Origin of the sequence: Candidatus Viridilinea mediisalina (assembly GCF_002532535.1) — a bacterium.
Classification (GTDB): Bacteria; Chloroflexota; Chloroflexia; order Chloroflexales; family Chloroflexaceae; genus Viridilinea; species Viridilinea mediisalina.
Window position 1 is genome coordinate 73789 of sequence record NZ_NQWI01000007.1, and the last position, 20694, is coordinate 94482.

Here is a 20694-nt window from a genome sequence, read left to right on the forward strand (position 1 = left end):
GGAGCATGTGTTCTGTCCGCAGTTTCGCCACTCACCACTCATAATTCACCTCACCGTACCACCAGTGGCAAGTAGACCACCTCCCGCTCTGGCTCAGGATCGGGATCGGGATCGGGGTCAGGGTCAGGATCAGGATCGGGGTCAGGGTCAGGGTCAGGATCGGGATCAGCCATAGGCACGAGCAGGATATACTCGCCTGTGGTCGCGCCACTTGGGAGGGTGCAGGTAAACTGGTCGTTGACTGCACTACACATGGTGACCTCTTGCCATGTGGTGGCACTGCGTTGGTAGAGCATGGCTTCGGTAGGCATGGGGTTGTTTTCCAACAGAGCAGTGCTGTTCGTAAGCTGCATAGTGGCGGTGAGAGTGAGAGTGATAGGCGCAAAGAAGGTTATGCTGCCGACGTTCGTACCGTTCTGATAGGCACTCAGTTGCCAACTAGGGCTACGTGCAGCAAAGCCTGTGGGCAACGGTTGGCTCGGAGCTGCCAGTTGGCGTAGGGCCAAGTGCGTCTCCTCAAAGATCGCTCCACCAGGCACGGTGAGGCTGATGCCCTCACTGCTCAAGAGGGTTGCCTCGGTGAGGCTGAGCATGGCTTGGGCTGCCACAACGCTGGTGGTGATCGGGCCGGGTGCCATGGCGGTGGGCGCATTGCCAGAGCTTGCCATTGCACCAGTGGCGCTCAGGTCGCTCGTGGCCCGAAGGCTGTAACTCACAGTGGTCGTCGCCCCAAAGCCGCCAAGTTCTTCGGCTAGATTCCACTGCACAACATTGCCCACCAGCGTGCCGCCACTGAGGTACTCGGCCCCCGCTGGCACAGGTGCGCTGATCGTCAGGTTCGTGGCCGTGAGCGCCCCACTGTTGCGTAGCGTGAGCGTGTAGCTGAAGGTTGCGCCTGCAACAACGCTGGGTGGTGCTTCAAGGCTTAATGCCAACGCTGGCGCCTCTTGGCTGCTGATTGCTACATCGGCAATCGCGGCTGCAAAACCACCACAGTTGGTCGCGTTCAGCCCGACCGCATGCTCGCCCGCTTCGTCCCAACTGAAGGTTGCGTCGGGCGTCCCCTGCCCACTGAGCGGTTCAGGTGTCCAAGTGTAACTAATCGGAGTCGTGGCGGTCATTGGCGCTACACTGGCACTAAAGCCGTAACTGTTGCCAACGCTACCCCTGCTTGGCCCGCTCAGACTCAGGTCACTAATTGCCATACTACAACCAACCGGCAGAATGTGGAAGGTGCCTAACACATCGTCCTTCTGCAGGTTGCCAAACTCATCAAGTGGCGTCTTGCTGTCCACCTCAAACTCAATGTTGTAGACGCCCACCAAGGATGGATCAAAGCTGACCGTTGGCGACATGGTGGCAGTCATGCCTGAACCAAAGAAACTGCTCTCATCCATGTGAATCGTCACCAAGCCGGGGATACTGAGGTCGGGCCCATTGCCCGGCACACCTTCGAGCGCCGTAGCAAACTCATCTTCCGAGGGGCCACTGCCCGCAGTAGCATCAAGCAGGCGGAAGGTGGTACTGGTAAAGGGCTCAGTTGGGTCGTTGGGCCGTTCGACGACACGCATCCAAAGGGCCACATGGCCACTTTCGGGATCGCGCAAGCGCAAATCCATGCGCTGCATCGTGCGCCACGAATCGGTTGGGTGGGTCCAACTGATCACAAAGGTCTGGCGCAGCCCTGCTTCCACACTACTGCCCGACGATGGCGCTACCAATTCAGTTTCACCCAAGAAGGGCACGGTAACGCTGAAGGGGAAGTTGTTGGAATTGCCACCACCAGGTGTAGGATTACGTACACTGACGAAGGCGAGACGTGGCGGCACGGGCAACAGGCTGATGTCGCTCCCGCGCACGCGGATGTAGATCAGGTTGGGGCTACTGTAGAACTTGGAGCGTAAGGCTCCATTCCAGCGCACCTCCGATTGAGGCATAAAGCCGTGACCATGAATAGCCACCCAGAAATCGGAGCCAAAGGGCGTTGCGGTGGCTGAACTTGGACTGAGGCGGGTAATGCGCGGGCTAGGATTGAGTGGCACACTGTCACGACTCGCAATCAGTTGGTAGTTGCCCGTACCAGTGAGGCCACGGACACGAATGACATAGCGTCCACTCTGCGGCAGGGTGTAACTATTGATGAGCGCGTTGACTCCGCCGCCACCATTGGCATTGAAGGCCACCCGAATATTGTTAGGGCTAAAGAGTTCAAGGAAAGGATTGAGATTACCACTCGTGCGATTGAGCCGTAGGGTGATGCGGTCGCCCACTTGGCCAAAGAAGTAGTAGTTGTCTACATCATTGGCCGGACTGATCGCGCCATTCAAGCTCTGATTGGCCTGAATGATGCGGAAATCGTCGGCATCACAGGTAATCAGTTGGCAGAGCGCCTGGAAGGTGTCAATCCGCCGTTTGGTAACCGAACCAGCCGGAATATTGTTGGCCGGATCAGCAAGGCGATTATCGCTAATCAAGGGGCCGGAATTACGCAGTGCATTGAGGATCTGCAACACCGTTGCATTGGGTTGAGCTTGGCGTAACAGGGCAATCGCCCCAGCAACATGCGGTGCGGCCATCGAAGTGCCATTCAAGCTCTCGCGTGGTGGCGGCAGACCAGTCCCAGGTACAGCAGCATGAATGGCTACCCCTGGAGCAAAAACATCAGCGAAGGATGCGAGGTTGGAGAACGCAGCAACATTATCTTCTTTATCAATCGCGGCAACACTAAAGACATTGTTGATACATGCGGGAGCGCTCAGGCTATCGGTGAAGCGTGCATTGCCCGTTGCCGCTACCGTAATAATCCCCGCGTTGCGTAGTTGTTGCACCGCACTAAGGCGTGTAATGTTCTGCGTATCGCAGATCGCAATATTGGAGAAGCGTCCGCCACCAAGGCTCATATTGACCGCCGCAATATTAAAGGCGTTGCGTAGCGCAAAGACGCGGTTGAGCCCCGCTATTTGGTCGGAGACATAGCTGGTAACGCAGGGATTGGTGCGGTTGGCAGCACTACAGGCAGCAGGATCGTTGCGGAGTGAAAAGACCTGTATCGAGATGATTGTGGCACTCGGTGCAACCCCGGCGGCAATGGCGGCTACATGCGTGCCATGTGAGCAGCTATCGGAGCCAGTGCAGGCACCACTAGAGGCAATGGTCGTTGCACTTGTCACCCCACCTGGACAGGTTGAACTGATCCCATTGGCTGGATCATTGGTGGAGTAGCATGCGCCTGAGACAACCTTGCCTGCAAGATCGGGATGAAAACGATCCACCCCTGTATCAAGAATCACAATCGTCTGCCCAGCCCCGGTATAGGCCGCAATATGGTTAAAATCGGCACGGATCTGCCCAACGCTATCATTAAGTTCAGGGAACTCAACGCGATCTTTTTCAAGGGCCGTAACCTGGCGATCAGCGGCGAGGGCTTCAAGACCGGCAGGATCAACCGTGAGCGCAATGAGTGGGAAGTAGTCGTAGGTCTTGAGGTTGTGTTGGGCATGGGGGCCAAGGCGTTGGAGCAGCGCGTCGCGCTCGTGGGCAATCGCTGCAATATGGGCCGCATCATCGGGGGCGGCAGCGAGATTGGGTACGGCAAACTCGACCAAAACGGGCACCTGGCCCTCCGCCTGGACATGCTGACGCAACTCAGGCAAAGTGGCAAAATCTTGCGCCACCGCAACCTCAGAAGGCACGAGTGCAGCAGGCGCAACCGACGTACACGCAGTAAGCACGAGGAGAACGATCAGCAAGACGGAAGAGAGTGGCGCATAACGGTAACCCATAGCGTCCCTCCTTGGAGACATCTAGCAGATGTTATGACAGCCCCAACGTGCTATGTTGATGGTAAAATACAGGGGATAGGAAAGCGCAACCAGCGCTGCTCATCGCTGCTTCGCGCATCCTCCAGATAGCGGAGAAAAAAATGAACCCTCCTTTCCCTGGTATGGATCCCTACCTTGAGCGCACCAGCCTCTGGCCGGATGTACACCATCGCATGATTACTGCGATATGTGATCATTTGCAAGCACGAATCGTGCCAAACTACATCGCTCAGATCACCCCTTGTTCCGTGTTGGCGGCGAAGCCGCCAACACGGAACAAAACCTGGGGTTTGGGGCGTAACCCCAAGACGGGTTGTGGGGCGGCAGCCCTAAACATAAACCAACGGCTTGCAGAACAAGGCACGTTGTCATATCATAATGGTGATAATTTGTAACTCAGTTACAAATTTCACCGCTACCGCGCATTGTCCCAGGAGGCTCATGCAAAATCAAGCTGGTGGGTTGGCGTTACCACTTGTCATTGCCCTCATTGTGGTGGGCATCCTCATCTTGGTTGGGGTCTTTTTTGCCGTGCGCCGGATGCGAAGCAATCAAGCCGATGCTGGCGATGACGCTGCAACCAATTTAGGAGGGCCGGTGGATTATACCTCGTTGCCGCTTGAGGAGGAGCCGAAGGATTGGCGTGAGCGTTTTGCGCGCCTTTCATTGGCCGGGCGGATTCTGATTATCCTTGTGCCTATCCTTATTATCTTGGGACTGGTGGCTCTGTTGCTCTTCTTCCGTGCCCCTGGTGAACCCGAATTACCCCCGACCCCCACGCCTATCCCAATTACGCTCAATTTGCGTGATGCTACCGTGATTCTGCCTGATCCCCTCACGGTCAATGTGGTGGTGCGAACAACCGGAATGGCAAATGGTGACCCAGTGACCGCTCAGATGCTTGAAGATGGTGAGCCGTTTGCATGGTTTGATCCCGCTTCTGCGACTGGTCAAGTGCGTAATAATCAGGCGAGTTTTGAGGTTGAACGGGCTGCTAATGCACCTCAGCCTGTTGAGGGGCGCACCTATACGGTGGTTGTCTCCGATGAATCGGGGGTTACCAGCAATGAGTATGTGCTGGTTGTGCCTGAGTTGAGTGGCATCGCCAATAACTTCTTTGAACGCACGCCAGCGCCCACGGCAACCCCAACGCCCTCGCCCACCCCGCAGCCCTCACCAACCCCTACCGCCACTCCCGAATCGGAGGACGAGCCGGAACCTGAGCCTACCCCTGAACCTGAAACCGATCTGCCCACTGGCCCGGAAGCTATCGTGACCAATGGCGGTAATGTGCGCGGCCTCCCCTTCCTTGCCGATAATGTGGTTGGTGGCATCAATGCTGGCGAGCAGGTGCAGGTGCTTGAGCGTACCCCCAATGCCCTCTGGTATCTGGTGCGTACCGTGCGCGATGAGGTGGGTTGGGTCTCTGTGAGCCTGATCAGTGTGCCGCCCGGTCTGCAAGTTCCGGTTGCCAATGTGGTGACGGTCTTTATCGCTGGCTCAGTTGTTGATGAACCCATCCCCGGAGCTAATCAGATCGGTACGGTCAATCTGAATGAGGTGGTGCAACTCTTGAGCCGTACCGAGGCGGGCGATTGGTACGAAGTGCGTACCGTGCGTAACGATGAGGGTTGGGTCGTCTCGAGCCTCTTGGGTATTCCGCCTGAAGTGGCCAATGCTGTGCCGGTGGCTCCATGAGCCATCTGCATAGCACTCCCCTCAGTGATCTCCCGTTGGTCTTTATTGATCTTGAAACAACTGGGCTCAATCCTCAGTTTGGCCATCGTATCTGTGAAGTGGCCATGCTGCGCGAGCGGGCCGGTCGGGAAGAGGGCCAACTCGATGCGCTCCTCAATCCAGGCCGTCCGCTCGATCCCAAGGCAGCAGCGGTGAATGGGCTGAACGATGCACAACTCGCAAACGCTCCACCCTTTGCTAGCGTCGCTCCCAGCGTGGTTGAACTCAGCACTGCGGCTGTCGCCGTGGGCCATAACCTCGCCTTCGATCTCGCCTTCCTCAACCATGAGCTTGTCGCCCTCGGTCAGCCCCGCCTGAACGAGCCAAGCCTCGATACGCTCATCTTGGCTCGGCGTCTGCTGCGCTGCCAATCCTATAACCTCACCGCCCTCTGTAGTGAGTTGGGGCTGCTACGCCCAAGCCACCGCGCCATGGCCGATGTCTTGGCTATGCGGGCGCTCTTCCACCACCTGCGCGAACTCATGGCCGCACAGGGCATCACGACCCTCACCGCTGCCCTGCGCTTCGAGCGTGGCCTGCGCCCCGACGACCCCGAACCAGAGCCGCCTCCCCTCATTGCTGCCGCTCTAGCGACCCAGCGCCCCCTACGCATCATCTATAGCTCGCGCAGCACCCCCGAACCTACCGCACGAATCATCTATCCCCACTACCTCACCCAAGAGCGCAACGGCACCTACCTGCGTGCCTTCTGTGAACTGCGCCAAGATGTGCGAACCTTCGCCCTCGCAAAGATTCAGCATATGGAGTTGCTAGAGGGGTAGCTCGTACACCCATGATTCGTGAGCCATCCGTAGCTTCAGAAGCGCATGGTAAGCTATACTGTGCGTGCCAGACAAACAAGAGAGAACAACTGCCGTTACATCATGAGCTACCGAGGTGCATGATGACCACATCTGTCCTGATCACACGCCACGCAGATAATCGTTACTCAGCCCGTGCCCTGGCGCTTGCAAACGTGGTTGCTTCGGGGGCAAGCGAAGCTGAAGCGATTGCGGCGCTGCGAACGACCCTAGCCGAGTTGCATGCCCACAGCCATATCGTCCAGGTTGATGTGCCCCTGCCGACTGTTCCGTCAGATGACCCCTGGCTGCGTACGGCTGGCATCTGGGCGCATGATCCCTCGTGGGATGCGTTTCAACAAGCGATGGCCGAATATCGGGCCGCAATTGATGCGGAGCATACCGATCCATGAATCCGCTCTACATTCTGGATACCGATCACCTATCGTTGTTGCAACGTGGGCATTCGCTCGTGATAACCCGCCTGAGATCGATCCCTGTTGCACAGAGGGCCGTGACGATTATCACGGTGGATGAACAGTTGCAAGGTCGGCTGGCGGTCATTCGACGAGCAAAAACTCAGATTGACGCTGCCCGTGAATATGAACGACTCCGCGAGGCTATGCAGTTCTTTGCTACAGTTCAGATCCTGTCCTATGATGCGGCTGCAGCCGCACAATTCGATATGTTGCGCCGACAAGGAATCCGCATTGGCACCCAGGATCTCCGTATTGCTGCGATCTGCCTCACGAGACAAGCGACCCTAGCGACACGAAACCAGCGCGATTTTGGCCTTGTGCCTGGTTTGATCACTGAGGACTGGTCGTTGTCCGTTTAGGACTGGCGGAGAAGCGGGCGGCGCGGGGTGGGTGAGGGTGCTTCATCACCCATGATGTAACCTTGCTAAATCATCATGCTAGGCGTATACTTCCTCCAACTGAAGCCATATCTTGGAGCAGAGCAATGGATACCGCAAAGCTTTTTCAGAATGGCAAAAATCAGGCTGTTCGTTTACCAAAAGAGTATCGTTTTCATGGTTCAAAAGTATATCTAAAAAGAATGGGAAATGCGGTCATGTTGATTCCTGAAAAAGAATCTTGGGATCCGCTCATTGAGAGTCTTGCCCTCTTTTCTGATGATTTTATGGCAGAGCGCGATCAGCCTGAGCTTGAGCAGTGAGCAACATGTTGAAGACTGGTTACAATCAACATAATATCCCCCAACTCATTCTGCTCTTCTGCCTCACCCTCATCCTTGCTGCCTGCACCAGCGAGGCTACACCACCTGATGACGCTGCCCTGACCCCTACGCCAACCCCTCGTGAGTTGAGTGCGGCGATTGGACGTGCCACCCTGGCGAGCCAGAGTGTTGGCTTTGAGTTGACTCTGAGTGGCTATCCGGTTGCCCTTGATAGCGCTGGTTTGATGCTGCTCAACCGCATGCAGGGTGACCTGCAACGCCCCGATGGGGTGCTGGCCTTGCTTCAGGTAACCGTGGGCGCAACAGCGGTATCCGAGCTGCGCACGGTCTCATTTGAGGGCCGCCAGTATCTGACCAACCCCCTTACGCGCCAGTGGGTCTGCGTAGACCCCGATCTGAGCTTTGATCCCGCCATCCTCTTCGCCCCCGACCAAGGGATTGAGTATCTGCTGCAAGAGGGTTTCGATCAGGTTGAACTGGTCGGCTATGAGCAACTCGCTGGCCGTGAACACTACCACCTGCGTGGAGTCATGGATGCCGAACAGCTCCAAAGCATTAGCCTCGGGCTATTAGGCCGCGCTCAGGTCAGCGTTGAGCTCTGGGCCGACCGTGAGAGCCTACAACTCACCCAGCTCGTCTTGGTTGATGGCCCCCCAGAAACGGACGAAGCGACCACTTGGACGCTCATGTTCCGCGATTATGGCAAGCATGTGGATGTCCGTGCGCCCATTGTGTGTGAGTAGGGCTACGTTGAGGCTACGCCCCAAACTCGCTTTCTTTCTTCCGGTTTGGCGGCGAAGCCGCCAAACCGGAAGAAAGAAAGCTGTTAGCGCAAAAAAGTTCGTTGTGGCTTCGACAAGCTGGCTTCGACAGGCTGGCTTTGACAGGCTAGCTTCGACAAGCTGGCTTCGACAGGCTCAGCCAGCGTCACGCGGGCTCGGTGGCTGAGCCTGTCGAAGCCACCGAGCCACCGAGCCACCGCACCACCCCCCATGCATACAGATTCCCCCAAAGCATCCGTTGATCCGCGCCTAACCCTAATCCTTGTCTCGGTGGCCATCTTTGTTGGGGCGGTCGATCTGACGGTGGTCAGTGCGGTGTTGCCCAAAATTATGCTCGACCTGCAACTCTCACTCGATACCGAGTTGGGACGGGCTTCGTGGGTGGTAACCGGCTACCTGTTGGCCTATACCGTCAGTATGATCTTTGTAGGACGCCTCTCTGATCTGTTGGGCCGACGCAGTGTCTACATGGTGTGCCTCGTGATCTTTCTGGTGGGCTCTGTGCAGGTGGCTACGGCCCCCAGCCTAGCGTGGCTGATCTTTGGGCGCGTGGTGCAAGCCCTGGGCGCAGGAGCGCTCGTGCCGGTGAGCATGGCGCTGGTGAGTGACATCTTTCCGCCAACGGCACGGGCAGCCGCTTTGGGCTTCATTGGGGCTGTGGATACGGCGGGTTGGATGGTGGGCCACCTCTATGGTGGCGTGCTGATGCGAATTTTTGATGATTGGCGTTTGCTCTTCTGGATCAATCTGCCCATTGGTCTCGTGGCCCTGGTACTGACCTGGTGGGCGCTGCGCCATGTGCCCCAACGCCGCAGCAGTGGCAGCTTCGATTGGCTCGGGACTCTGCTGATCAGCGCCAGCCTCACGGCGCTCAATCTGGGCTTGGCCGCCGGTGCTGAACTGGGTGCAACCGATTTCTATGGTGAGCGGGTTGGCCCACCGCCCTACGCCCTGCCAATGGTCGGATTGGCCATCATCTTGCTGGCGCTCTTTGTCTGGTGGGAGCGGCGTGCCCGCGATCCCCTGCTTGATCTACGCCTCTTCCGCGACCGCTCGGCGGCGGCGGCATGTCTCGTGAATGTGCTGGTGGGGTTTGCGCTGGCTCTAGCCATTACCAATGTGCCCCTCTTCATCAATACCCGCCTGCTGCTCTTTGAAGCCCACGACCCCGAAGTGCTGCGCCGCGCCGCATGGGATACTGGTTGGGTGCTGTCGGCCCTCACCTTAAGCATGGCCGTAGCCGCGCTACCGGGTGGTTTCCTTGCCGGGCGTTGGGGCGACCGTCCGGTTGTGATGTTGGGCCTCGCCCTCGCGGGTAGCGGCTACCTGTTCATGAGCGGCTGGAACGCGCTCAGTAGCTACCAAATCATGGTCTTCCAACTCATTGTGACTGGTCTGGGGCTGGGCCTCGTGATCGCCCCCGCCGCCGACGCGGTCATTCGCGCAGCCACCCGCGACCGGCGCGGAGGCGTTGCGGCCATCGTCATCGCCCTGCGGCTCGTCGGCATGACCATTGGGGTGGCGCTCTTAACCATGTGGGGCGTGCAGCGCCAAGATGCCTTGCGCCGCGCTGGTGCAGATGATCCCTTAGTCTGGAGCGATCCCGCACTCTTCCTGATGAACATTGCCAGCGCCGTCATCAGCGAGACCTTCAGCTTTGGGGCCCTTGCCATCCTCTTGGGCCTCGTGGTGGCAGCAGCCATGTCGGGGTCCATCCGCGAGCATTGACACCCTTTATGGCATCATGTTACCATTTGAACAGCCGAGGAGGATGCGAGGGAACCTGGTTCCCTCGCATCCTCATGCTAAGAGGCTGTCTGAAAATTCTATGAACTGGCGTTGGAGTGCCGGCTTTAGCCGGCTAAAGCCGGCACTCCAACGCCTGCCCACGAGCTTTTCAGACAGCCTCTAAGAGGGTGCCCACAATGTCCAATCTGCTGCCTGCATGGACCCAGATCTACGTCTTTCCCCCCATCACCGCGATGGCACTCTGGGCCGGGCTGACCCTGTTGGTGGCGCTGTTGAACCGGCGCGGGCCGTGGGCTGGGCGGGTAGCGCTACTGCTCGCGTTGCCTCTACTCGGCTTTGCCCATCACGAACTCTGGGCGGTACGCAACGATGCCAGCATCCTCGGCATCTACCGCGCCTTCTTGGCCGGGACGCTCATTTGGGCCTGGCACGAACTCGCCTTCTACAGCAACGTACTTACCGGGCCGTGGCAACGGGCCTGCCCGTCGCATGCACGCGGCTTCACACGCTTTGGCTATGCCTTAGGCACACACCTCTACCACGAGTTAGCCGTGCTGCTTGAACTCATCTTTATGCTCTGGCTCCTGAGCGACGGTCACAACATGATGGGCCTAATGGTCTTTATGCTCAGTTGGGCCATGCAGCACAGCGCCAAGCTGAATGTGCTACTCGGCGTGCCGACGCTGAATGTTGAACTCTTCCCGCCCCATCTGCGTTACTTGGGCAGCTATTGGCGGCGGCGGGCAACCAACTTCTTCTTTATTCCCACAGTCTCGGTACTCACCCTCTTGGCCATTATGCTCTGGATGGCCGCTCACACCCATCGCTACGAAGCCATGGGTGTAAGCCTTGCGCTCCTCGCAACGCTCGTCAGCCTGGGGGCACTCGAACACTGGCTCTTGGCTTTGCCAAATCGGGCCACCCAAAGCTCGGCGGTAGGGCGTGTGATCGAGTAGGAACTTAGGGACAATACTTTTCAAATACGACGGGCTTCTTGACGCAAAGGCGCAAGGGCGCAAAGTTTTTTTGCATATGAGTGCCAAACCTTTGCGGCTTTGCGCGAGCTTAATTGAAAGGTATTGAACTTAGGAATGATTTGAGGACGCGAGGATGCAAAGCCCTCGCCGCTTCGCCTCACGCATCCTCGTTTCTGATGCCCTAACGGTACAACGCAAGCTCGGCACCGACAGCGGCAATCGCCCGCGTCAGATGATAACTGCGGCGCTCGGCCTCCAAGGCGCAATGCTCTAGGCGCGCAATCTCTTTGGGACACAAACGCTGCTTGGGCAAAGTCTCAAAATAGCGCCGCGCCGCGATGGCTGCATGAACCACATCCATCTGGCTATCAACAAGCGTCTCCAGCCGGTTCTCCAAATAGGTTTGCTGAGCGACATCGGTGGGAGTCATGAGGTAGTTCCTTTCCGCAAGAATGGGACGATGCTGCATAGCGCTGTCGTTGGGGCCGAGGCGCTAGACACTGCACCGATCTACCCAAGCAGACGCTACGAAAAGGTTCTACATTGAACCATCCAGTCCACACATTGACTGCTACTGTTTGCTGCCGCCATTGTACCCCAATTTGCGCTCGTTACCTTGCGTTAGGGCTTGGTTGGATTGCACGAAATATAAACGTTGTCGTTTGTATCCTTGATACAAACTGTGATCCTTACGTTAAACCCCCGGTGGGGGGTGGGGGCGGCTTCGCCTCCCCAAAAAAACTCGTTAGCGCGAAAAAGCCTTGGGTTGGCAGGCGACCTCGCGGTGGCTTCGACAGGCTCAGCCACCGCGCCGCTGGCTGAGCCTGTCGAAGCCAAGCGGCGCGGCCCAGAGCTTTTTCGCGCTAGCAAAAACTCTTGTTGTTCCGTGTTGGCGGCTTCGCCGCCAACACGGAACAAAAAACTGGGTCTGGGGCGTAGCCCCAAAGCGGGTTTTAGGGCTGCCGCCCTAAATTTAATGCGTATGGTCACAGCCCGCCCCGAACCCCGCCCCTGGGCGTTGCGGTTTGGCGAGCAGCAAACAGGATCACGCTGAAGACCAAGAGGCCCAGCATGAGCAAGGCCAAGAGTTTGAATAGGGGTGAGATAGGCAAGAGTGCGATGGCACCAAAGGCAGCACTCAGCGCATAGTAGCTCAACACCACCTGGCGTTGGCTCATACCCAGATCGAGCAGACGGTGGTGCAGGTGATCGCGCCCGGACTGTGCGGCTGAACCACCCCGCAGCGTGCGCGTCAGAATCAGCCAGGCCATATCAATCAACGGCAGGCCCATGACGAGTAGCGCCGTGGCCAGCTTGGCCCCACCGATGATCGCACTCACCCCCAAGATATAGCCGAGCGTCATCGCCCCCACGTCACCCATAAAGGTGCGGGCAGGGTGAAAATTGAAGATCAAAAAGCCAGCACATGCTCCTGCTAAAGCCAAAGGTAGGAAGGCGATGGTATGCTGGGGCGGATCAAGCGTGAGCGTGTGCAGCGCCAGAACAAGCGCTGCAATCAGGGTTATGCCACCGGCAAGCCCATCAAGCCCATCGGCCCAATTGACCATATTCTGCATACCAACGATCCAAAAGACAGTTGCGCCTATCGCCAGCCAAGGGCTAAGGTTATGCAGATGCACCTGTTGCACAAAGGGAAAATTGAACGCAGTCAGCACAATGCCCCAAGCCTCTGGCTCAAGGCTCTGCTGCCACACATAGGGGCCAAGCGCCACCAAAGCGGCCAAGATCTGCACAAGTAAGCGCGGCAGCACCGGCAAATCATACAGATCATCCAAGAGGCTAACAAGAGCAACGAGGCTTGCACCAGCGAGCAACAGGCCCAAGCGCATCGCCTCAAAGGGTGAGCGCTGCAACCTGGGATCGAGCGCCTCAAGCCCAAAGCTAAGGAGCAGCGCCGCCGCAAATCCCGCGATTATCGCCACCCCACCCACAGTCGGTGTCGGCCGCCGATGGATATGGCGCGGCCCCGGTTGGGCCACCCAGCCCTCACGCTCACTCAGACGCAGCAGCGGCGGGGTGAGCAGCAGCGTGACAACAAACGCAACCACGAACGTGGTGGTGAGAGCGAGCGTGATCATGGTGGTTTAGTTAGAGTACAGAGGAGCCAGAGGGTTTCTCCACAGAGGCACCGAGAGCATAGAGGTTTTTGAGAGAAGGATACAGAAACGAGAAAATAGAAAACAGAACATAGGCTTGCGACACCAGAAGGTGTCGCAAAACCCTCTCAACCCTCTGTGCCCTCTGTGCCTCTGTGGTAAAATTCTCTCAAACCTCTCTCGCCCTACCCAGTCCCAAATTGCCGATCGCCCGCATCACCCAAACCCGGCACAATATAGCCCTGCTCGTTGAGGTGGCTATCCACCGCAGCGAGGTGGATGTCCACATCGGGGTGGGCGTAGTGAAGCGCTGCCACCCCTTCGGGTGCAGCGAGTAGGCCCACGAATTTGATGCGTCGAGCGCCCCAGGCTTTAAGAATATCTACCGCCGCAATGGCGGATCCGCCGGTTGCCAGCATCGGATCGAGAATGAGCGAGAGGTCAATATCGGGCTCATTGGGCAGCTTATTGTAATAGGTGACCGGCTGGAGCGTTTCGTGGTCGCGGTAGAGCCCCAGGTGCCAGACATGAACCGTTGGTAAGAGATCAATAATGGCCTCGGCCATGCCCAAGCCGGCGCGCAGGATCGGGATGATTCCCACCTGTTCAGAAACCTCATAGCCCTGACAGGGGGCAAGGGGGGTTTGCACCGTTAAGGGGGCAAGCGCCAAATCCTCAGTTGCTTCATAGAAGAGCAACTGCGACAACTCATGCACCAATTCGCGGAACTTCTTAGGTTCGGTAAAGCTACTGCGTAGCAGGGCCAACTTATGCAGCACCAGTGGATGTTGCGAGACGTGGAGCAGGTCGCTCATGGGGGCTTACCCTTCGGACAGTTTATAGCCAACGCCGCGAATCGTCACAATCAGACGAGGGCGCGAGGGCGTCTCTTCAATCTTTTCGCGCAGACGGCGCACACACACATCAACGAGGTTAGTTTCACCAACGTAATCATAGCCCCACACTTCACGAAAGAGCGCCTCGCGGTCGAAGACCTGACCGGCGTTGGCCGCGAGGAAGTAGAGCAATTCAAACTCCATGGGGGTCAGATTGACCTCTTGGCCGCGCACGGTGACCCGGTGGCGCGGTGCATCAATCTCAATTGGGCCAACCCGCACCACTGGCGGGGCAAGGCGTGACTTATAGCCCTCAACGCGCCGCAAGATCGCTTCGACGCGGGCCAGCAACTCAGCGGTACGGAAGGGCTTCGTGATATAGTCATCGGCCCCCAGTTCAAAGCCATGCACAACGTCATCGGTGCCATCGCGGCTTGTCAGAATGACAATGGGAATATCGCTCTGGTCACGAATACGCTGACAGGCATCGAAGCCATCTACATAGGGCATCATCACATCAAGCACAACCATATCGAATGACTGCTCGGCAAAGAGCGTGAGCGCCTCAAGCCCATTGGACGCTGCAACCACCTCATAGCGCGGCCCATTCAGGGTCAACTGGATGAGTGTCGCTATCGAGGGATCATCATCAGCGACAAGAATCCGACGGGGCGGATGGTTCTCATCTTGGTTACGTTCAGCGATATGGCGAATAGGTGGCATAGGCGGGAAATAGGTAATCAGACAGCTTCATCAAGGCGACGGCGATAATCGGAGCGGTCGGTGCGGGGCATCAGGATAGGATGGCCACGCCGGGCGACCACTTCGGCATTGATGATACAGCGTCCAATATGCTCTTGGGTAGGCACCTCATACATCACCTCAAGCAGCACCTCTTCAACGATACTGCGGAGGGCACGGGCACCAGTTTTAGCCTGCATAGCCCGTTCAACAATTGCCTCAATGCCATCCTGGGTAAACTCAAGCTCACAATGATCGAGGGCGAGTAACTTCTGGTACTGCTTGATCACGGCATTGCGCGGCTCAGTGAGGATCCGGAACATCGCCTCACGGGTTAGCGGTTCAAGGCCCACCACCACAGGCAGACGGCCAATGAATTCAGGAATAAAGCCATAGCGCATCAGGTCATCGGGGGCAATCTGGGCAATCAACGCAGTATGTTCTTCACTCGTCGCACCCGCTTGCTCCCCACCAAAGCCCATCACATGCTTGCCGCGCAGACGTTTACTAATCACCTCTTCGATGCCCTCGAAGGCACCGCCGCAGACAAAGAGGACATTGGTGGTATCGAAGGAGATATACTCCTGTTGGGGATGCTTGCGTCCGGGCAGGGGCGGAACGTGGGCCAGGCCACCTTCCAGAATCTTGAGCAGCGCCTGCTGCACACCCTCACCAGAGACATCACGGGTAATTGATGGATTGTCGGACTTACGGGCAATCTTATCAATCTCATCAATATAGATGATGCCGGTCTGGGCCCGTTCAACATCACCATCAGCAGCTTGGATAAGGCGCAGCAGAATATTCTCCACATCCTCACCCACATAGCCCGCTTCAGTCAGTGCAGTAGCATCAGCAATGGCAAAGGGCACATCGAGGATGCGGGCGAGAGTTTGCGCCAGCAACGTTTTACCACTACCAGTAGGGCCAAGCAAGAGGATATTACTCTTACTAATCTCGACATCATCAATCTTCGAGCCGGCCCGAATGCGTTTATAGTGGTTATAGACGGCTACTGAAAGGACAACCTTCGCCCGATCTTGCCCAACCACATACTGGTCAAGCTTTTCGCGCAGCTTACGGGGGGTAGGGAGGCGCGCCGGACCCGGAGGGACATTACGGCGCGGTGCGGCCATCTGCTGTTCAGTCTCTTCTGCAATGATCGCGCTACAGAGGGCAACGCACTCATCACAAATGAACACGGTACCCGGCCCAGCGATGAGGCGTTGCACCTCATCCTGCCCGCGGCCACAGAACGAGCAGACATAGGCACCGCGACTGCCGCTATTTCGAGAACGGGTCATCTGTCGTCTCCCATGCGTCAGGAACTATGCTGGTTTACTTCTTCTCGGCGGCATCATCACGATTCAGAATCTCATCAATGATCCCATACTCTTTCGCCTGTTCGGGGGTCATGAAGAGATCGCGATCAAAGTCTTTGGCAATCCGCTCAACACTCTGGCCGGTATCCTTAGAGAGCAATTCGCGGACAACCTGCTGCATACGCAGCAACTCTTTCGCCATAATCTCGACATCGGGGGCATAGCCACGGGCACCGCCGCCAGCAGGGTGCATATGGATCGTCGAGTGGGGCAGGCTATAGCGTTTCCCTTTTGCGCCCCCGGCGAGAATGGGGGTAGCCATACTGCCAGCCATACCGACACAGACTGTCGCAATATCGGGGCGAATATGGCGCATCGTATCGTAGATCGCCAAGCCAGCGGTAACCGAACCGCCTGGGCTATTGACATAGAGCCAAATGTCACGATCCGGGTCTTCACTCTCAAGGAAGAGCAACTGGGCCACAATCAGGTTCGCAATCTGATCCTCAATCGGGGTACCCAGAATAATAATCCGCTCTTTGAGCAAGCGCGAATAGATATCGAAGGCGCGCTCGCCACGGCTGGTACTCTCAACCACCATAGGAATGAGCGCTTCAGGGCCAGCGGGCGACATCCAATTCATGAGTTCCTCATTTCGTCAAGCAGGGCTGGATCTGGCATACCTTGAATCGGCTACGGGGGCGTACTATGCTGCCAGCAGCTTACACCAATTACCCTTGAACATGCCGCATTATCAAGAACGCGAAAGCCCATTGGGACGCCATGTTCGGCAATCTACAATCTGCAATCTACAATCTGCAATTGTAAATGGTATTACTCAGCGGGCGCTACCTCGGCGGTCGCTAGGGTCAAGATATGGGCACGCAGCTTACGGTCGAGGGCCGCGTGGGCAATCATCTCGCGCATCTGCTCATTGAACAGCTTGGCAACTTGTTCACGCTGCTCACCTTCATAATCAAGCAGCAACCGTTCCTGTTCGGCCTCAAGCTCCTCTTCAGAGAGTACGATGTTCTCTTGGCGCAACAACTCATGGAGGGTCAAGGTGATCTTCACACGCCGTTCAGCCTCAGGCAGTAGCGTCTTGAGAGCCTGTTCCCGCGACTGACCGCGATATTCCAACATCTGTTCAAGCGTGATGCCATAACGAGCAAACTGTTGCCCCTGCTCTTCAAGCAAGGTATTGGCATAGTTCTCAACCATCACATCAGGAACATCGAAGGTGGTCTGTTGCACCAGTTGATCAATGAAGGCATCAATCGTCTTACGTTCAGCCCCATCACGCAGTGACGCTTCAAGTTCCGTGCGGGTCTTGGCACGCAACTCCTCAAGGCTACCTTCAAACTCTTCAAGGGCGGGAAGTTCTTCCCATGCGGGCAAGATCCGCTCTTGCATGCCAAGGACTTCAACCTTAAAGACAACCTCTTTGCCACGCACCTGTTCCTGGGGGTGATCATCGGGCATAGCCGCTTTCACCTCAACCGTGTTACCAACCGTAACACCCAACAGCCCTTGGTAGAGTTCATCAACCAAGCGCCCCTCAACCAGATCGAGCGTCTGTTCAGGGGCGGGGGCATCGGGCTCGCGCTGGTCGAGCGGTTCGCCATCAACCAAGGTATCTAAGCGCACCTCAAGTTGGTCGCCCTCTTGAGCGGGGCGGGGTTCATCAAGCTCTTTGAGCGCCACATGGCGATCAAGAATCTTATCCATGGCGCGCTGAAGCTGTTCTTCTTCCAACGCAGGGATGTCGAGCGGCACACGCAGCGCACGGTAGTCGCCAATCTGAACGGTCGGTTCAACCGGCACAGTAACCTTGAAGATGAAGGGCTCCATTGATGAGAGTTCATTAAACTCAAGTGGCCCGATGGGGTTGATCTGTTCACGTTCAAGCGCGTCACGAACCGCCTTCTTCACCAAATCCTCGGTTGCTTCCTTAATCAACTCCTGGCGTCCGAAGGTACGCTCAATCATAAAGCGTGGCGCTTTGCCAGGACGAAAGCCATGGATGGGGTATTTCTGCGCCAACCGGCGGGCAGCCTGATCGAGCCCCCGCTCAAAGCGATCTTTATCCAACTCAATCTGCATTGAAACCAGACTGTGCGGCAGTTTCGTGGTAGTAATCTTCACGCTCGAACATCTCCGTGATCTAGCCAAGGAGCAGCGCACGCCATGGGTATACCTTATGTTTCGTGCATACGCAATCGGCGTCGCTACAGACGATACTCGGTGTCATTATAGCACGTTGAGCGGGCTGTGCAAAGCATGGTGAAGCGCTCGATCGTCTGCGGCAAAGAATGCTTTTTCCTTCACAAATATTGGAGGAGTACTATATAATACCTGTATAGCATCCGCTTGAAGAGGCTTTGCCCCAAACTCGCTGTTTCCTGCGTTTTGGCGGCTTTGCCGCCAAAACGCAGGAAACAGCAATTCTTCGGGAGGAGGCTTCGCCTCAATCTGGCAATCGGCGTAACGCCCAAAGAAGGGAGGAGAAGCAGAGCGTGCAGCAACAAAACCAGCGTGTCTGGATGATGCCGGCGGGCGTAGCGGGGATGGCGATCATCTTCGATCAGGTGAGTAAATGGTGGGTGGCTCAGGCGCTTGGGCCAGAGACGATGACGGCGTTTATCCCAGTTGGTAACCATATGCGCATCGCCTACTCCCACAATACGGGGGTAGCTTTTAGTCTGTTCCAGGGACATTCCGAGATTTTGACGATCATTGCCCTGCTGATCATCGCTGGTGCTATCTATTTTTACCGCACCCAGATGCCTCATCAGCGCCTTTCGGCCCAATTGACCATGGGCTTCATTTTGGGTGGGGCGTTGGGCAATGTGATTGATCGCATCCGTTTGGGCTATGTGGTGGATTTTATCCAAGTGGGTTGGTGGCCAATCTTCAACCTTGCCGATAGCTTCATCTGCATCGGTGCTGCAATGCTTATGTTCCAGATTATCCGCGACGATCTTGGCCCGCGTCCACAAGGTACCAACCAAGCCCTGAGGCCACAATGAGTCTTCGTCCGAGCCAGCGTTGGTTGCTACCGCTCCTTTTGGGTCTGTGTATCTTCCTCGCTGATCAACTCAGTAAACTTTGGATCTTCACTACGCTTGGCCCCATTCCAAACCAGCGTAGCATTGTCCTCATGGGCGACTGGCTCACGCTGATCTATTCGCGCAATACGGGGGTGGCCTTTGGGCTCTTCCCCGATATGTCGCAATTCTTTACCTTCACGTCAATCCTGATTACCCTTGGTCTGCTCTATGCCTATGCCTACCACCTGCCCAACCAGAGTTTGAGTATCCAACTTGGCTTGGGTATGATCGCTGGGGGTGCCCTTGGGAATATTGCCGACCGGATACGCTTGGGTTATGTGGTGGATTTTATTAGCGTGGGCTGGTGGCCGGTCTTTAATGTTGCTGATAGTGGGATCACGCTGGGCGTGACCATCTTGGCCTTCTATCTGATCTTTATTGGCGATGAGCCACCCGTTGCCCGCCCGGTTCCTCGTGATGACGGCCTCCTGCGTGAACTGCTGAGTCGTGATGTATCAGACTGACACCATTGAACTCTATGTTACCTCCGACGCCGCCGGTGAGCGCTTGGATCGCTTTGTGGCGCGTACGGTGGCCGATCTCTCGCGCTCTTTTGCCCAACAGTTGATTGGTGAGGGCCATGTGACTGTGAATGGGCGCTTGGCGCGGGCGAGCCTGAATTTGCGTGGTGGTGAACGGGTGCAGGTGCAACTCCCGCCGCCTCAGCCAACCCAACTCATCCCTGAAGCCATCCCATTGCATGTAGTCCATGAAGATAGCGATATTGTGGTCGTAGATAAACCAGCCGGTATGGTTGTCCATCCTGCCCCTGGGCATAGCGGCGGGACGCTCGTCAATGCGCTCTTGGCCCGCTACCCCGATATGCAGACGGGTGGCAGCCTGCGGCCTGGGATTGTCCATCGGCTCGATCAAGGTACCTCCGGGTTGCTGGTGGTGGCGCGCCATGATCTAGCACTGCAAGCGCTCACCGAACAGCAACGAGCCCGCACGATGCTCAAGCTCTATCTGGCGGTGGTCGAGGGCCATTTCCGCGAACCACTCGGCGTGATTGATGCCCCGATTGCACGCCATGCCACTGATCGGGTGCGCATGGTGGTGAGCCATAGCCCTAAAGCGCGCCCGGCGCGTACCCACTACCGCGTCTTGGAAGAACTGGGAGCCTACAGTCTGCTTGAACTACGCCTCGAAACCGGGCGTACCCATCAAATTCGTGTCCACATGCTTCATCGCAACCGGCCTATCCTGGGCGATCCCATGTATGGGGGGCAGCGCCAGCGGCCCAGTTTCGGCCTAACACGCCAATTTTTGCATGCACAACGCTTGGGCTTCTACCACCCACGCGATGCCGTTTGGCGTGAATTTAGCACCCCCCTACCCGCTGATCTCCACCATGCCTTAGAGCGCTTGCGTGGCAAACGGTAGACCAGAAAGAGATCACAACATCAACGAGAACGCGTTCCTATCTCCTATCTCCTATCTCCTATCTCCTATCTCCTATCTCCTATCTCCTATCTCCTATCTCCTATCTCCTATCTCCTATC

The 20694-nt window shown here is 56.9% G+C and carries 19 protein-coding genes and 1 pseudogene; 12 read left to right on the forward strand and 8 right to left on the reverse strand.

Annotated features, from left to right (window positions below; translation table 11 throughout):
• Nucleotides 1–50: 50 nt before the first annotated feature.
• A complete protein-coding gene (locus CJ255_RS23280; RefSeq protein ID WP_165774535.1) occupies nt 51–3782 on the reverse strand; it encodes a S8 family serine peptidase in 3732 nt (1243 codons plus the stop codon).
• A 140-nt stretch (nt 3783–3922) separates the two neighbouring features.
• On the opposite strand from CJ255_RS23280, the pseudogene CJ255_RS02830 reads away from it, so the two are divergent.
• The 9 genes and pseudogenes from CJ255_RS02830 to puhE all read left to right on the forward strand — a co-directional run.
• A pseudogene (locus CJ255_RS02830) lies at nt 3923–4063 on the forward strand (DUF4058 family protein); the annotation flags it as partial.
• A 199-nt stretch (nt 4064–4262) separates the two neighbouring features.
• On the forward strand, nt 4263–5519 hold the full coding sequence (locus tag CJ255_RS02835; RefSeq protein WP_174714046.1) for an SH3 domain-containing protein: 1257 nt from the start codon (nt 4263–4265) through the stop codon (nt 5517–5519).
• Nucleotides 5516–6340: an exonuclease domain-containing protein gene (locus CJ255_RS02840; RefSeq protein WP_097642588.1), complete on the forward strand. Its 825-nt coding sequence runs from the start codon at nt 5516–5518 to the stop codon at nt 6338–6340. Before CJ255_RS02835 ends, CJ255_RS02840 begins: the two co-directional genes overlap by 4 nt.
• Nucleotides 6341–6459: 119 nt before the next feature.
• The gene (locus tag CJ255_RS02845; RefSeq protein ID WP_124681791.1) at nt 6460–6771 is read left to right on the forward strand and encodes a hypothetical protein; all 312 of its coding nucleotides are present in this window, start codon (nt 6460–6462) and stop codon (nt 6769–6771) included.
• On the forward strand, nt 6768–7196 hold the full coding sequence (locus CJ255_RS02850) for a type II toxin-antitoxin system VapC family toxin (RefSeq protein ID WP_097642590.1): 429 nt from the start codon (nt 6768–6770) through the stop codon (nt 7194–7196). The genes CJ255_RS02845 and CJ255_RS02850 overlap by 4 nt, the downstream gene beginning before the upstream one ends.
• 125 nt (nt 7197–7321) lie before the next feature.
• Nucleotides 7322–7537, forward strand: a complete 216-nt coding sequence (vapB, locus tag CJ255_RS02855; protein WP_097642591.1) for a type II toxin-antitoxin system antitoxin VapB — start codon at nt 7322–7324, stop codon at nt 7535–7537.
• Between the two features lie 5 nt (nt 7538–7542).
• Nucleotides 7543–8301 (forward strand): LppX_LprAFG lipoprotein, encoded by a 759-nt coding sequence (locus CJ255_RS02860; protein WP_097642592.1) that lies wholly within the window; start codon nt 7543–7545, stop codon nt 8299–8301.
• A gap of 249 nt (nt 8302–8550) precedes the next feature.
• Nucleotides 8551–10068, forward strand: a complete 1518-nt coding sequence (locus CJ255_RS02865) for an MFS transporter (protein WP_097642593.1) — start codon at nt 8551–8553, stop codon at nt 10066–10068.
• A 197-nt stretch (nt 10069–10265) separates the two neighbouring features.
• Complete coding sequence (gene puhE, locus CJ255_RS02870; protein WP_097642594.1) at nt 10266–11045, forward strand: putative photosynthetic complex assembly protein PuhE; 780 nt, start codon at nt 10266–10268, stop codon at nt 11043–11045.
• A gap of 202 nt (nt 11046–11247) precedes the next feature.
• Here puhE and CJ255_RS02875 read toward each other — a convergent pair whose 3' ends face one another.
• From CJ255_RS02875 to tig, 7 genes are all read right to left on the reverse strand, one after another.
• A complete protein-coding gene (locus CJ255_RS02875) occupies nt 11248–11496 on the reverse strand; it encodes a hypothetical protein (protein ID WP_097642595.1) in 249 nt (82 codons plus the stop codon).
• A 556-nt stretch (nt 11497–12052) separates the two neighbouring features.
• Nucleotides 12053–13165, reverse strand: coding sequence for an MraY family glycosyltransferase (locus tag CJ255_RS02880; protein ID WP_097642596.1), 1113 nt, complete (start codon nt 13163–13165; stop codon nt 12053–12055).
• Nucleotides 13166–13368: 203 nt separating this feature from the next.
• Nucleotides 13369–13998, reverse strand: coding sequence for a uracil phosphoribosyltransferase (upp, locus tag CJ255_RS02885; protein WP_097642597.1), 630 nt, complete (start codon nt 13996–13998; stop codon nt 13369–13371).
• A gap of 6 nt (nt 13999–14004) precedes the next feature.
• A complete protein-coding gene (locus tag CJ255_RS02890; protein ID WP_097642598.1) occupies nt 14005–14742 on the reverse strand; it encodes a response regulator in 738 nt (245 codons plus the stop codon).
• 17 nt (nt 14743–14759) lie between these two features.
• On the reverse strand, nt 14760–16064 hold the full coding sequence (gene clpX, locus CJ255_RS02895; protein ID WP_097642599.1) for an ATP-dependent Clp protease ATP-binding subunit ClpX: 1305 nt from the start codon (nt 16062–16064) through the stop codon (nt 14760–14762).
• 34 nt (nt 16065–16098) lie between these two features.
• Nucleotides 16099–16725: an ATP-dependent Clp protease proteolytic subunit gene (locus CJ255_RS02900; protein WP_097642600.1), complete on the reverse strand. Its 627-nt coding sequence runs from the start codon at nt 16723–16725 to the stop codon at nt 16099–16101.
• A 191-nt stretch (nt 16726–16916) separates the two neighbouring features.
• The gene (gene tig / locus CJ255_RS02905) at nt 16917–18227 is read right to left on the reverse strand and encodes a trigger factor (protein ID WP_097642601.1); all 1311 of its coding nucleotides are present in this window, start codon (nt 18225–18227) and stop codon (nt 16917–16919) included.
• 371 nt (nt 18228–18598) lie between these two features.
• Between tig and lspA (CJ255_RS02910) the strand changes: the two genes are divergently transcribed.
• Genes lspA (CJ255_RS02910) through CJ255_RS02920 form a run of 3 tightly spaced genes read left to right on the forward strand, consistent with a single transcriptional unit; the run spans nt 18599 to nt 20575 of the window.
• Nucleotides 18599–19111 carry a signal peptidase II gene (gene lspA, locus CJ255_RS02910; RefSeq protein ID WP_245863147.1) on the forward strand — a complete coding sequence of 171 codons (513 nt, stop codon included), beginning with the start codon at nt 18599–18601 and terminating at the stop codon, nt 19109–19111.
• Nucleotides 19108–19656 carry a signal peptidase II gene (gene lspA / locus CJ255_RS02915; RefSeq protein WP_097642602.1) on the forward strand — a complete coding sequence of 183 codons (549 nt, stop codon included), beginning with the start codon at nt 19108–19110 and terminating at the stop codon, nt 19654–19656. Before lspA (CJ255_RS02910) ends, lspA (CJ255_RS02915) begins: the two co-directional genes overlap by 4 nt.
• Entirely contained in the window at nt 19643–20575 is a 933-nt protein-coding gene (locus CJ255_RS02920) for an RluA family pseudouridine synthase (RefSeq protein WP_097642603.1), read from the forward strand. The genes lspA (CJ255_RS02915) and CJ255_RS02920 overlap by 14 nt, the downstream gene beginning before the upstream one ends.
• The last annotated feature ends 119 nt before the right edge of the window (nt 20576–20694 follow it).